Genomic DNA, 12450 nt, shown 5'->3' with positions numbered 1-12450 from the left:
CCCGTCATGATCAGGCGACGGCGAGGTCGACCTTGATGTTGCCACGGGTGGCGTTCGAGTACGGGCACACCTGGTGCGCCTTCTCGATCAGCGACTGCGCGGTGGCCGCGTCGACGTTCGGGATGGAGGCCGTGATGGTGACCTCCAGGCCGAAGCCGCCCTGCTCGGTCTTGCCGATGGAGACGGCCGCGGTCACGGTCGAGCCGGAGATGTCGGCCTTCTCCTGGCGGGCGACGACACCCAGCGCACCCTGGAAGCACGCGCTGTAACCGGCGGCGAAAAGCTGCTCCGGGTTGGTGCCCGCGCCGCTCCCGCCCATCTCCTTCGGCGGGTTGACGACGACGTCGAGCTTGCCGTCGTTCGAGGCGACCCGGCCGTCACGGCCGTTCTCCGCGGTGGCGACGGCGGTGTACGCGACATCGATCTTCTGGATTGCCATGCGAGTTCCTTCTGTTGTGTACGCCGCGTCTCGCGCCCACGACCGCGGCGGCCTGGTGACGAGACTACTGGTTGACGGCGACGATCATCTTCCCGGTGTTCTCACCGCGCAGCAGACCGAGAAACGCCTCGACGCCCTGCTCGACACCTTCGACGACCGTTTCCTGGTACGTGAGCTCGCCGGAGGCGATCCAGCCGGCGACGTCCTCGACGAACTGCGGCTGGAGGGCGGCGTGATCGCCGACCAGCATGCCCTGGAGCCGCAGCCGCTTGCCGATGACCAGTGCGAGGTTGCGCGGGGCCGGGCTGGCCTCGGTGTTGTTGTACTGCGAGATCATCCCGCAGATCGTGGCGCGGCCGTGCACGTTGAACGAGGTGATGGCCGCTTCGAGATGCTCGCCGCCGACGTTGTCGAAGTACACGTCGATGCCGTCGGGGGCCGCCTCGCGCAGCTGCTTCGTCACCGGGCCGTTCTTGTAGTTGAACGCGGCGTCGAAGCCGAGGTCGTCGACGAGGTGCCTGACCTTCTCGTCGGAGCCCGCCGAACCGATGACGCGGGCCGCGCCCTTGATCCTGGCCATCTGGCCGACCTGGCTGCCCACGGCGCCCGCGGCACCGGAGACGAAGACCGTGTCGCCCTCCTTGAAGGAGGCGACGTCGAAGAGACCGGCGTAGGCGGTGAGGCCCGTCATCCCGAGCACACCGAGGTAGGCGGAGAGCGGCGCGGCCGAGGGGTCGACCTTGGTGGCGTGCTTGGCCGGCACCTGCGCGTACTCACGCCAGCCGAGCCCGTGCAGGACGTGGTCGCCCACCGCGAAGCCCTCGGCGTTCGACGCGATGACCTCGCCGACCGCGCCGCCGTCCATCGGCTTGTCGAGCTGGAAGGGCGGGGTGTACGACTTCACGTCGTTCATCCGGCCGCGCATGTACGGGTCGACCGAGAAGAAGAGGTTGCGGACCAGGATCCGGCCGTCGGCGGGCTCGGACACCGGAACCTCGCGCAGGGCGAAGTCCGCAGGGGTGGGCCAGCCGTCCGGACGGGCGGTGAGATGCCATGCGCGGCCGGTCGTGGGGAGTGCGGACATCGGGTACAACCTCCTGAGCAAAGCTTCATCCAAAAGCTTCATGGTGTGAAATATCTACTGCCTCAAACAACCATGCGCCTGGATATTTTAGATTGTCAAGCATGTGCGTACCATGGTGGGCATGGCCACTCGTACAGACCCGCTCACCCTGGAAGTCGTCGAGCTGATCGGTGAGGTCGTCGCCCGGTACCACGAGGAGTACGACGAGGCGGCGGCCGCGCACTCCCTCACCGGCGCCCAGGCACGCGTCCTGGGGCTGCTGTCCATCGAGCCCATGCCCATGCGCCGGCTCGCCGGCCATCTGAAGTGCGAGCCGTCGAACGTCACCGGGATCGTCGACCGGCTCGAAGCACGCGGCCTCGCCGAGCGCCGCCCCGACCCCGCCGACCGGCGGGTCAAGATCGCCGCCGCCACCGACGCGGGCCGGCGGACCTCCGGGGAGCTGCGCGCCACGATGGATTTCGCCCGGGAGCCGCTGGGTGAGCTGTCGGCCGGTGAGCGGACGGTGCTGCGGGACCTGCTGAAGCGGATGCTGGGGCGTACGGAGGGGTAGGGGCTTCGTCCACCGGACAGCCCCTGGTGGGGCTCGCCCGCACCCGCCGGGCCGGGGCCGCGCGGCGTAGCGGCAGGATGGGTGTATGCCGCCTTCCACGCCCCCGTTCGGGCCGCTCGACTTCCAGCTGGTGCTGCTGCGCCGGATGGCCGACCATCAGCCGGTGCTCGTCGATGACGCCCGCCGGGAGCTCGGCGTCGGCCTCGCGGAGATGCGCGAGGCGAACCGGCGCTGGCAGGCGATGGTCCGCTCGCCCCGGTCCCGTGGCGCCGCGCAGCGCTACCGCTCGGTGCTCGGCGAACCATCGGCCACCGCCCGCAGGAAGATCGGCGATCTGGAGTGCGACGCCCTGCAGTGGCCGGTACCGCTCTGGCCAGGACTGCGGTTCGAGGTGCTGACCGCGCCCGGCGGCGCGGTGTGGAACGAGTGGCTGGTCCGCGCCCCCGGCGCCGCCGCGCCGCCCCTGCACACGGCGGACGACCTGCGGCCCTGGTCCTGCACGGTGGACGAGGTGGCCCGCGCCTTCGCCCCCGTACGGCCGATGGAGGGCACCGCGCCGACCCGGTGGCGGCTGGCCCTCACCCTGCCCGGCGGGCACCCGGCCGTCGCCGAGTTCACCTGGGGGCTGCTCCAGGAGGTACGGCCCGCCGGCACACCCCGCTAAGGGCTGTCCGGTCACTCTTTCCGGTCACCACGGGCTCGTTTTCCGGCGAGGACTCCCATTCGGATCAGGGCACCACCCGGGCGGCTCAGCCCAGCGCGCGCTCCGGTTGCGGCCGTCGCACGATGCGATGAGGACCGGCCACCGCCGGTGCTCCACCTCAGCGTTTCTCGGGAGATCGTGCCGTGACCGTCAGTCTTGAGCAGTTGCGCCGTTGCCAGGTAGCCGTCGACCTGGGGGCCGCGCGGACCCGGGTGTTCGTCAAGGGCATGGGGCTCGTCGTGGACGAACCCAGCGTCGTCGCGGTGAACAGCCGGACGGGCGCGCTCATCGCCGTCGGCTCGTTCGCCGAGCAGATGACCGGCCGTACCCCCGGCTACATCCGGGTGGCACGCCCCGTCACGGGCGGCACCGTCGTCGACATCGACCTGGCCCGGCGCATGCTGGGGCAGCTCCTCGGTGACAAGCTGCGGCGCAGGCTGCGGCGCACCCCGATGCTGCGCGCCGCCGCGTGCACCCCGCACGAGTCGGACCCGCTGGCGCAGCGCGCCACGATCGAGACCCTGGTGGGGCTCGGCGCCCGGAAGGTCGAGCTGGTCGACACCCTCATCGCCGCCGCCGTCGGCTGCGGGCTGCCCGTCGAGCAGCCGACCGCCACCATGATCATGGTCTGCGGCGCGGCGACCACGCAGATCGCCGTACTGTCGCTCGGCTCGATCGTCACCGCCGAGCGGATCCCGGTCGGCGGTGAGGCCATCGACCGGGCCATCGTCCAGCATCTGCGCCAGCACCACGAGCTGCTGCTGCCGAGCCAGTCGGTACGGCCGCTGCAGGTGGCGCTCAGCGGGAACGGGCTGACCCTGGACGGGCCCGAGTTCACCGAGATCCACGGCCGGGACGTGGCCACCGGGCTCGCCCGTTCGGTCCGCGTCGACACCGCGGCCGTACGCGAGGCCGTCCACACCCCGCTGACCGCTGTGCTCGACGGCATCGGCCGGGTGCTGCGCGGCTGCCCGCCCGATCTGGTCGCCGACCTCTCGGACCGCGGCATCATGATGGTCGGCGGGAGCGCTCTGCTGCCCGGCCTCGAACAGATGGTGCGCAACGCGACGCGAATGCCGGTGCACATCGCCGAGCGGCCCGACGTCTGCTCGGTCCTCGGGCTCGGCGCGATGCTGGAGGGCAGGATCGAGCCCATGACGCTGGCGCCGCTGAGCAGCTGACGACCGCTCACCTGCCCCGGCGCCGCCGCCGGGGCCTGCGGACGACCGGATCGGACCCGGGGGACCACGATGACCGGTGACAGACGGCTGCCGGTGCTGCTCGAAGCGGTGCTGAGCGTCGGTACGGACCTCGAACTGCGCGGCACGCTCCAGCACATCGTGGACTCGGCGGCCCGGCTGACGGACGCCGGGAGCGGGGCGCTCGGCGTGGTCGACCCGGAGCGGGACCGCCTCAGCGACCTGTTCACGACCGGCACCGACGGCGACGCGCTGATCGGCATCGCCGACGACACCCCTGGTCTGCTGCGGCTCCCCGTCCGGGTCCACCAGCAGGTCTTCGGGACCCTGCACCTGGCGGACAAACACCGGGGGGACTTCGACCGGGACGACGAGGCGATGCTGCGGGTGCTCGCCGCCCAAGCGGGCATCGCGATCGGCAACGCCCGGCTGTACGAGACGGCCAGGCTCCGCGAGCGGTGGATCAAGGGGGCCGCGGCCGTCACCAATGCGCTGCTCACCGGCGAGAGCGCCACCGACGCGCTGACCACCGTCGCCGAACAGGCCAGGAGTCTCGCCGACGCCGTCGCGGGTGTGGTGCTCCTGCCCACCGCGAGCGGCGGGATGGAGATCGTCGCCGCCTCGACCTTCGAGGACCCGGGCGACCTCATCGGCGCCACGATCGCGCCGGGCTCCCCCGTCCTCGTCCAGTTGCTCAACGGGGACCCGGTGTACATCGAGGACTCGTCGACCGATCCCCGGATGACCACACATGTACGCGCCCGCTTCGGGCCGAGCATGATGCTGCCGCTGCAGAGCGGCGGCAAGCTGATCGGCACACTCGCGCTGCCCAGGCGGCGCAGCGGCCGCCCCTACAACGCGGCGGACCGGACGCTCGCCCTGCAGTTCGCCTCGCAGGCCGCGCTCGCGCTCGTCCTGGCCGATGCCCGGCAGAACCGCGAGCGGCTCGCGGTGTTCGAGGACCGCGACCGGATCGCCCGCGATCTGCACGACCTCGTCGTCCAGCGGCTCTTCGCGACGGAGATGATGCTGGAGTCGACCCGGCGGCGGGCGGCCGGTACGGAGCTGGGTGAGCTGATCGGCCGGGCGGTCGACGAGCTGGACTCGACCATCCAGGACGTCAGGACGGCGATCTTCGCGCTCCAGCAGCCGCCCGCCGACGCGCCGTCGACGCTGCGCGGCCAGGTGCTGCGGGAGACGGACGGCGCGCGGGTCCTGCTGGGGTTCGCGCCGTCGGTGCACTTCCTCGGCCCGGTGGACTCGCGGATCACGGACCGGACCGGTGCGGAGCTGCTGGCCGCCCTGCGCCGGGCGCTGGCCCGCGCGCACCGGCTGCCCGATGTCTCACAGGTGGCGGTGGTGGTCGACGCGCGGGAGGATCCGGTACGCCTGACCGTCACGCACGACGGGACACCGGAGGGAGCGGAGGGGAACACCCTGGTGTGGGAGGCGTCGTAGGTGTCGGGCGTCGTAGGTGTGGAAGGCGTCGTAACGGCACCTCTGTGCGGCTTACGGCACCGGCGACCTGGCGTCGTAGCGGAGGAAGCCGCGCCGGGTCAGGCCGAGGGTGGTGACCGCGAGGACGCAGGCGAGGCCGCCGCCGACCACGGCCGCGGTCGGGGTGGCCAGATCACCGGCCGAGCCCGCGAGGAAGTCGCCCAGGCGCGGGCCGCCCGCCACGACCACGATGAAGACCCCCTGGAGCCTGCCCCGCATCTCGTCCGGCGCCGCGACCTGCATCATCGTGTTGCGGAAGACCATCGACACGGTGTCGGCCGCACCGGCGAGCGCGAGGAAGAACAGCCCGAGCCAGAGGTTCCTGGTCAGGCCGAACACCGCGATGGCGAGCCCCCACCCGGCGACCGCGAGCACGATCGCGAGGCCGTGCCGGTGGATGCCGCCCAGCCAGCCGGAGAAGACCCCGCCGAGCAGCGCGCCCACCGCGGGGGCCGCGACCAGCAGCCCGGTGGTGCGGGCGTCGCCCCCGTACCAGAGGACGGCGACCGCGGGGAACAGTGCCCGCGGCTGGGCCAGGATCATGGCGCAGAAGTCCGAGAAGAACGTCATCCGGAGGTTGGGGCGGGTGGCCAGGAAGCGCAGCCCGTCCAGCACCGAGGCGCGGCTCTTCGATCCGGCGGCCCGGTCGGGGAGCATCGACGGCAGCCGCCACATCGCGTACAGGGCGGCCAGGAAGGAGACGGCGTCGATCAGATACGCGGCCTGGTAGCCCCAGAAGCCGACGATGAGACCGCCGAGCATCGGTCCGATCAGTGTCCCGAAGGTGCTGGTCATCGAGGACAAGGCGTTGGCCGCCGGCAGTTGTCCGCCCGGCAGCAGCCGGGGGATCATCGCGGATCTGGCCGGGGCGTTGAGCGCGGCGCAGACGGACTGGAGGGCCACGATGCCGTACAGGAACCAGACATGCTGGAAGCCGGCGAACGCGGCCGACGAGAGTGCGACCGAGAGGACCGCTGATCCGAGGGCGCTGTAGAGCCCGAGTTTGCGGCGGTCGAGTGTGTCGGCGATGGCCCCTCCGTAGAGGCCGAAGGCGACGAGCGGCACCAGCGAGAACAGCCCGACGAGGCCGACGGAGAAGCTGGACCGCGTGAGGTCGTAGACCTGGAGCGAGATCGCCAGGGCGGTCATGCCCTGCCCGACCCAGGAGACGGTGTTGCCGAACCAGAGCCGCCGGAAGTCGGGGGATGTGCGCAGCGGGGTGAGGTCGGCGAGTATGCGCCGACGTATCGGCGCCTCCTTGGGCGGGCGTATCTCAGTCACAGGGGATGCTAACCGGCGGCGCCCTCCGGACCGGACGCCCGGTCCGGTGAGCCCGGTCACCGCCGCCCCGCTCAGGGCGCCCTGGTCACCCAGCGGGCGAGTTCCGCGTCGGTCGCCTGCCGCACGCTGGTGCCGCCGGGGATGTCCACCTTCAGCGGCATGACGTACGGGCGCCGGTGGCTCGCGTCGTAGTGCCCGTCGGAGAGGTGCGGGGCGTCCGTCGGGAGGTATCCGGCGAAGTACAGGGACCACTTGCCCTTGTTGTCGACGACGGAGGGCACCCCGGGGGCGAGGACCTGGTCCGCCACGTAGTGCGGCCACGCCTTCTCCTGGGTCTGGAGGAGGTAGTCCACTTCGGTGCCTCCCGGCTTTCCCCACACTCCGGCGGTGTCCTTGGCGGTGATCCTGCGGTACGAGGAGCCGTGCGGGGGTATCAGGGTGTCGGACCACGCCAGCCCCGCCTTGTAGTCGGGCTCGTTGTACGCGCCGGTCGAGTAGGCCATCAGGTACTTTCCGTCGACCTCGGTGATGTTGCCCGTCTCGATGAGCTTGAACTTCTTGGGCTGGTCCAGGCCGAAGAAGTACTCCGAGCCGTAGCCGCCCTGTGCCTCCTGGGGCCCGAGCAGCAGCACGGGGCCGGTTTTCGCGGGGCGGGAGGGGGAGGCCATCTCCTGCGCCACGATCCCGTCGTGCTGGGGCGATGCGGTGAGCAGCTTGCTGTAGACGAGGTAGAGCCTGCCGCCGTCCTCGATGTACTTCCCGTCGTAGTTGGCCTTCTGCGGATGGGCGAAGGACCCGGCGATCAGGGAGTCGGCGGCCCAGGCCGTCGGGACGGCGGAGGGCGACGGGTGCCTGGCGTGTGCGTGGACCACCACGGTCCACGGGGCGGCCTGCGGGTGGGCGGGGTTCTTCACGTACATGGTCGCCGCCATCTCCCAGGCGCCGGAGTCCCGTTGGTAGATGTTGGTGTTGATGACGGCCGTCGTCCGTGACCCGTACCGCTTGGCGGCCCTGACCAGGGCGGGCCCCGGCGTCACCGTGACCTTCTTGCCGACCGTGCAGTGCGCGGTGGTCCCGGTCGGACAGTCGAGCAGTGCCTTGGTGGTGCCGGAGAAGTACTGGCTGCCGCCGCCGCGGTAGGGCGCGGCCCGGTGGATGGGATAGGGGTCGGAGAAGTAGACCCCCTTGTCCTTCGACCCGGGGTCCGTCAGGGGCCGGATGCCGCTGCCCGTGGTCGTCGATGTCCCTTGCGGGGTGCCGGACGAAGTGCTGTGCGGGGTGGAGTGGTGGGTGCCGGACGAGGTGCATCCGATGGCGGCCAGGGCGACGGCCGCGAGTACGGCGGTCAGCCGGAGCCGCGGGCCGGACCGGCCGCAGGTGCGGGCGGTCGCTTTGGGTGGGTGCTGCACTGCGTGCGCCTCCTGGTGTCGGCGGGCGTCGACCGCCCGGGGCGTCCGCCGTGACCACCAGCGAGCCGCTCGCTCACACCGGGACGTGGGTCAGTCCTTCGCCCGGTGTGCTGCGCTGAGACCGCTGAACAGCCAGTGCACGGCGTCGCCGTAGAGATTCTCGGGGACCAGCTCCGGATCCATCCGGCGGAGCTGGACAAGTCCTTGGAACAGGGCCATCACGACCGTGGCGACGCCGTCGAACGGGACGTCGCCGGACTGTCCGCGCTCCTTGGCCCGGTCGGCCAGGACCGTGCTCAACGCGTCCCGGTTGGCGCGGAACTGCGAGGCCATGCGCTCCTGGAACTCGGGGCGGCGGATCGCGTACAGCCAGAACTCCGCCTGGAGCGGGGCCAGATCCATGTCCTCGCCCGCGACGTCGACCAGCAGACGGGACAGCAGTGCCTGCTCGTCCTCGACACTGCCGCTCCGGTCGGACACGATCTCGGCGGCCTCGGCGAGACGGCTGCCGCTCCGCTTCGAGAGCAGCTCGACGAACAACTCGTCCTTACTGGCGAAGTTCGAGTACAGCGCCCCGGTGGAGAAGCCCGCGCTCTCCGCGATGTCGTCGACCGACGCCCCCGCGAAGCCCTTGCGGGCGAACACCTGCGCGGCGGCCTCCAGCAGCAGGGCCCTGGTACGCGCCTTGGTCTCCGCCCGGGTCAGGCGTCTCGGACGCTCGTCTTCGTCTCTCATATAGCGAACTCTATCGAAATAGCAAGAATTACGTCAATTGTCCCGGCGTGGACCTCGCGGGCGCGGACGGCGCGAGGTGAGTGAAGTAGTGCCGGTCCCCCAGCGGGCCGAGCAGCATGACCGCGAGGCCGAGGCCGACCGCGACGACGAGCGAGGCGTTGCCGACCGTGTCCATGAGCTGATCCTCGACCACGGCCGCGATCACGACCAGGACGGCCTTCGACGCGACCAGGGGCACCAGGTGGACCTCGATGCCCTTGCGCTTGAGCCGGGACTTCAGCAGGAACATCACCACGGCGAAGACGGCGATGGTACGCAGCGCCTCCTCCCACACCGGCCTGCCGCGGTTGAGGTACCAGAACCCGCCGATCAGCAGGCCGCCGAGCACATAGCGGATGACTTTCGACGAAGACGTCATTTCTTCACTCCGAGAGAGGTGTGGAGCCGCCCGGACCGGCGCCCGGCCGAGTGCCATGGTCCGACCCAGCGGCTTTCATATAGCCAACGCTATTCGGATAGTGACTCCTATGTCAAACGCTCCAACGGTGAGGTGTGCGGCAGGCGGGCAACGCGAGGACCCCGGCCGCGGGGCCGGGGTCCTGGGTCAGGGTGAGGCGGTGACAGGCGGGAGCCGAGGGACTTCAGGTACTCCAGGGACTTCAGGTACTCCAGGCACTCCAGGGACTTCAGGTACTTCAGAGGCCGTTCAGTTGGGGCGGGGTCCTCCACAACGCCAGGGCCTCGATCCCGGCCCGCTCGCCCCCGAGTCCCGGGCGCCCGGCTCAGGCCGGGTCGGCCGGGTCGGCCAGGTCGGCCAGGTCGGCCAGGTCGGCCAGGTCGGCCGGGTCTTCCAGGGCTTCGATGAGGAGACGGGACAGACGGCGGAACTCCTCGGCGTTGGCCCTGTCGAACTTCTCCAGCGCCGGAGCCAGCCGGGCCTCGATCCGGATGAAGGTCTCATCCACCACCTTGCGCCCCTTGGCCGTGAGGTGGTTGTCCACCACCCGGCCCCGGGCCGGGGAGCGCTCCACCAGCCCCTCCTCCTGCAGGGTCCGGACGAGACGGCTGACGGCCTGCGGTGTGTGGACCGCGGCGCGCGCGAGCTCCGAAGCGGAGGCGCCGGGGGTCCGCTTCAGCTCCCGCAGCACCGTCCACTGCCCGAGGGTGAGCCCCAGGGGGTGGATGACCTGCTCGATCCGGTCGGCGAAGTGGTGCCGAATAATCCTGGACAGTGCACCGATTTCGATCCCCTGAGGCAGCGGGTCGCCCGAGTTCTTCATCTTTGACATGGTACTCATCGCGTTCTATATTGAATCGGAGTTCAATATAGAACCACGGTTCTAGATCGGCCGGCTGCCCGCTCCGGCGATCGAAGTGCTCGAAGTGCTCGAAGTGTCCGCGTCAGGCCAGGGCACAGACCCTGGGCCGTCAGATCTGTGGAGTCTGTGGAATCGGCCCGGCTTCCGCCCCTGCCCACATCCGTATCCGGAGACAGCCCATGCCCGTACCCGCAGCCGCCCGTGCCACACCGGAGTCACACGCGCGACAGTCAGCCCTGCCCGGCCGGCTGGTCATACTCCTGGCCACGTCCTGCGGGCTGACCGTGGCCAACCTCTACTACGCCCAGCCGCTCCTGGAGATGCTGCGCCGGGCCTTCCAGCTCCAGGACTCGACCGCCGGCCTGCTGATCACCCTGACCCAGCTCGGCTACGCCGCCGGCATGGTGTTCCTGGTCCCCCTCGGCGACCGCATCGAGACCTCCCGTCTGGTCTCCGTCCTGCTCGCCGTCACGGCCCTGGCCATGGCCGCCGGCGGCCTCGCCCCCACCTTCACCGTCCTGCTCATCGCCGCGCTCGTCGCGGGCGCCACCTCCGTCGTCGCGCAGGTGCTCGTCCCCTACGCCGCCGACCTCGCCCCCGATCACCTGCGCGGCGCCGTGGTGGGCAAGGTGATGAGCGGACTGCTCGCCGGGATCCTGCTCTCCCGCACCGTCGGCAGCCTGCTCGCCGACCTCGCGGGCTGGCGCACTGTCTACCTGGTCTCCGCCGCCCTGATGGCGGTCCTGGCCCTTGTCCTGCGCCGCACGCTGCCCCACCGGGCCCCCACCAGCACCGACTCCTACACCGCGCTGCTGCGTTCCACGGCCCGCCTGATCCGCGTGCACCCGCAGCTGCGCCGCCGGTCCTTCTACCACGCCTGCATGTTCGCGGCCTTCAGCGCGTTCTGGACGACCATCTCCTACGTCCTGACCACCGCGCCGTACGACTACTCCCAGCTCCAGGTCGGCCTGTTCGCCTTCGTCGGTGCCGCCGGCGCGCTCGTCGCCCCTCTCGCGGGCCGCCTCGCCGACCGAGAGCTCGCGCACCGGCTCACCCCCGTGACCTGCCTGCTCGCCTCCGCCACCCTCATCTGGGCCGGCCTGGCCGCCCACCAGATCCTCGTCCTCGCCGCCGCCGCGGTCCTCCTGGACTGCGCCGTGCAGTGCTCCCTGGTCTTCGGACAGCACACCATCTACCAACTCGACGCGGACGCCCGCGCCCGGATCACCAGCGTCTACATCGCCACCTTCTTCATCGGCGGCGCCATCGGCTCCCAACTCGGCACTCTCGCCTACCACGTGAGCAACTGGCGTGCGGTCACCCTCACCGCGGCAGCCTTCCCCGTCGTCGCGGCGCTCGCCTGGACCACCGACCGCTCCCACACCAGCAGGAAGCGCCGGCCAGCAGACACCACATGAAGCCTGCTCCGCCTGCCCTCGCCGTCCTCGACCACCCGAACCGACAGGCCTAGACCTCGACCAGGGTGATCTCGGTGGCCTTGACACTGGTCCACACCGGTACGCCGTCCGCGAGGCCGAGTTCGAGCGCGGCCTGCGGGGTGATCTCCGCGACCAGGTCGGGCGCTTCGGCCGAGGTGATGAGGACGCGGAGCCTGCTGCCCGCCGAGGTGATCTCGCGTACGGTGCCGGGCCAGACGTTGCGCGGGCTGCCCGACGGCCGGTCCCGGTGGACGGACACGGCTTCGGGCGCGATGATCGCCAGCGCCTTCGCGCCCTCGTCGAGCCGGTCGGCGACGACGAGCCGGCCGCCGCCGGTGAGGGTGAGGCCGTCGCCGGACGCGGTGCCGGTCCAGGCGTTGCGGCCGAGCATCCGGGCCACCCACGGCGACCGCGGGTGCAGGGTGACCTCGGCGGGCGGGGCGTCCTGGAGCGTACGGCCGTCGTCCAGTACGAGGACCCGGTCGGCCAGCGAGACCGCCTCCACCGGGTCATGGGTGACGATCAGACAGACCCCGGCGAAGCCGCTGAGATGCGAGCGCAGGGTGTGCCGTACATGGGCCCGGGTGGTCTGGTCGAGGGCGGCGAGCGGCTCGTCGAGAAGCAGCAGCCTGGGGCGGGCCGCCAGCGCCCTGGCGAGGGCGACGCGGTGGGCCTGGCCGCCGGAGAGCTGGGAGGGCTTGCGGGCGGCGAGGTGACCGACGCCGAGCCGCTCAAGCCACTGGGCCGCCTCCCTGCGTGCCTCGGCGCGCGGCACCCGGCGCGAGCGCAGCC

13 protein-coding genes are annotated in these 12450 nt (G+C 71.2%); 5 read left to right on the top strand and 8 right to left on the bottom strand.

Annotated elements, in window-relative coordinates:
- Nucleotides 1-10 precede the first annotated feature (10 nt).
- Together G3I19_RS06525 and G3I19_RS06520 are read right to left on the bottom strand one after the other, a co-directional pair.
- Nucleotides 11-439: an organic hydroperoxide resistance protein gene (locus tag G3I19_RS06525; protein WP_164260452.1), complete on the bottom strand. Its 429-nt coding sequence runs from the start codon at nucleotides 437-439 to the stop codon at nucleotides 11-13.
- A gap of 64 nt (nucleotides 440-503) precedes the next feature.
- Entirely contained in the window at nucleotides 504-1523 is a 1020-nt protein-coding gene (locus G3I19_RS06520) for an NADP-dependent oxidoreductase (protein ID WP_164260450.1), read from the bottom strand.
- A 121-nt stretch (nucleotides 1524-1644) separates the two neighbouring features.
- Here G3I19_RS06520 and G3I19_RS06515 point away from each other — a divergent pair, with 121 nt between their 5' ends.
- The 4 genes from G3I19_RS06515 to G3I19_RS06500 all read left to right on the top strand — a co-directional run bounded on the left by G3I19_RS06515 (nucleotide 1645) and on the right by G3I19_RS06500 (nucleotide 5436).
- Nucleotides 1645-2076, top strand: a complete 432-nt coding sequence (locus G3I19_RS06515; RefSeq protein ID WP_164260448.1) for a MarR family transcriptional regulator — start codon at nucleotides 1645-1647, stop codon at nucleotides 2074-2076.
- 85 nt (nucleotides 2077-2161) lie between these two features.
- Entirely contained in the window at nucleotides 2162-2740 is a 579-nt protein-coding gene (locus tag G3I19_RS06510; protein WP_164260446.1) for a hypothetical protein, read from the top strand.
- A 182-nt stretch (nucleotides 2741-2922) separates the two neighbouring features.
- A complete protein-coding gene (locus G3I19_RS06505) occupies nucleotides 2923-3960 on the top strand; it encodes a rod shape-determining protein (protein WP_164260444.1) in 1038 nt (345 codons plus the stop codon).
- Between the two features lie 69 nt (nucleotides 3961-4029).
- Complete coding sequence (locus tag G3I19_RS06500; protein ID WP_164260442.1) at nucleotides 4030-5436, top strand: GAF domain-containing protein; 1407 nt, start codon at nucleotides 4030-4032, stop codon at nucleotides 5434-5436.
- A 51-nt stretch (nucleotides 5437-5487) separates the two neighbouring features.
- On the opposite strand, the gene G3I19_RS06495 is transcribed toward G3I19_RS06500, so the two are convergent.
- The 5 genes from G3I19_RS06495 to G3I19_RS06475 all read right to left on the bottom strand — a co-directional run bounded on the left by G3I19_RS06495 (nucleotide 5488) and on the right by G3I19_RS06475 (nucleotide 10198).
- Nucleotides 5488-6756, bottom strand: coding sequence for an MFS transporter (locus G3I19_RS06495; protein WP_164260440.1), 1269 nt, complete (start codon nucleotides 6754-6756; stop codon nucleotides 5488-5490).
- 71 nt (nucleotides 6757-6827) lie between these two features.
- On the bottom strand, nucleotides 6828-8165 hold the full coding sequence (locus G3I19_RS06490; RefSeq protein WP_164260438.1) for a hypothetical protein: 1338 nt from the start codon (nucleotides 8163-8165) through the stop codon (nucleotides 6828-6830).
- A gap of 90 nt (nucleotides 8166-8255) precedes the next feature.
- Complete coding sequence (locus tag G3I19_RS06485) at nucleotides 8256-8900, bottom strand: TetR family transcriptional regulator (protein ID WP_203599244.1); 645 nt, start codon at nucleotides 8898-8900, stop codon at nucleotides 8256-8258.
- A gap of 28 nt (nucleotides 8901-8928) precedes the next feature.
- Nucleotides 8929-9318, bottom strand: coding sequence for a hypothetical protein (locus G3I19_RS06480; RefSeq protein ID WP_164260436.1), 390 nt, complete (start codon nucleotides 9316-9318; stop codon nucleotides 8929-8931).
- A 364-nt stretch (nucleotides 9319-9682) separates the two neighbouring features.
- Entirely contained in the window at nucleotides 9683-10198 is a 516-nt protein-coding gene (locus G3I19_RS06475; RefSeq protein WP_164260434.1) for a MarR family transcriptional regulator, read from the bottom strand.
- Nucleotides 10199-10398: 200 nt separating this feature from the next.
- Between G3I19_RS06475 and G3I19_RS06470 the strand changes: the two genes are divergently transcribed.
- Entirely contained in the window at nucleotides 10399-11637 is a 1239-nt protein-coding gene (locus G3I19_RS06470; protein ID WP_164260432.1) for an MFS transporter, read from the top strand.
- A 49-nt stretch (nucleotides 11638-11686) separates the two neighbouring features.
- Here G3I19_RS06470 and G3I19_RS06465 read toward each other — a convergent pair.
- Nucleotides 11687-12450: TOBE domain-containing protein (locus G3I19_RS06465; protein WP_164260430.1), on the bottom strand; the 764-nt coding region annotated here is incomplete at its 5' end.

Origin of the sequence: Streptomyces sp. SID10853 (assembly GCF_010548145.1) — a bacterium.
Lineage (GTDB): Bacteria > Actinomycetota > Actinomycetes > Streptomycetales > Streptomycetaceae > Streptomyces.
Note: the sequence above shows the minus strand (reverse complement) of the source record. Positions and strands in the feature narration are given on the sequence as shown.

Bases quoted from the DNA above. Each gene is read 5' to 3' on its own strand.
- G3I19_RS06525 (WP_164260452.1), bottom strand. From the start codon at position 439: ATGGCAATCCAGAAGATCGATGTCGCGTACACCGCCGTCGCCACCGCG.
- G3I19_RS06520 (WP_164260450.1), bottom strand. From the start codon at position 1,523: ATGTCCGCACTCCCCACGACCGGCCGCGCATGGCATCTCACCGCCCGT.
- G3I19_RS06515 (WP_164260448.1), top strand. From the start codon at position 1,645: ATGGCCACTCGTACAGACCCGCTCACCCTGGAAGTCGTCGAGCTGATC.
- G3I19_RS06510 (WP_164260446.1), top strand. From the start codon at position 2,162: ATGCCGCCTTCCACGCCCCCGTTCGGGCCGCTCGACTTCCAGCTGGTG.
- G3I19_RS06500 (WP_164260442.1), top strand. From the start codon at position 4,030: ATGACCGGTGACAGACGGCTGCCGGTGCTGCTCGAAGCGGTGCTGAGC.
- G3I19_RS06485 (WP_203599244.1), bottom strand. From the start codon at position 8,900: ATGAGAGACGAAGACGAGCGTCCGAGACGCCTGACCCGGGCGGAGACC.
- G3I19_RS06480 (WP_164260436.1), bottom strand. From the start codon at position 9,318: ATGACGTCTTCGTCGAAAGTCATCCGCTATGTGCTCGGCGGCCTGCTG.
- G3I19_RS06475 (WP_164260434.1), bottom strand. From the start codon at position 10,198: ATGAGTACCATGTCAAAGATGAAGAACTCGGGCGACCCGCTGCCTCAG.
- G3I19_RS06470 (WP_164260432.1), top strand. From the start codon at position 10,399: ATGCCCGTACCCGCAGCCGCCCGTGCCACACCGGAGTCACACGCGCGA.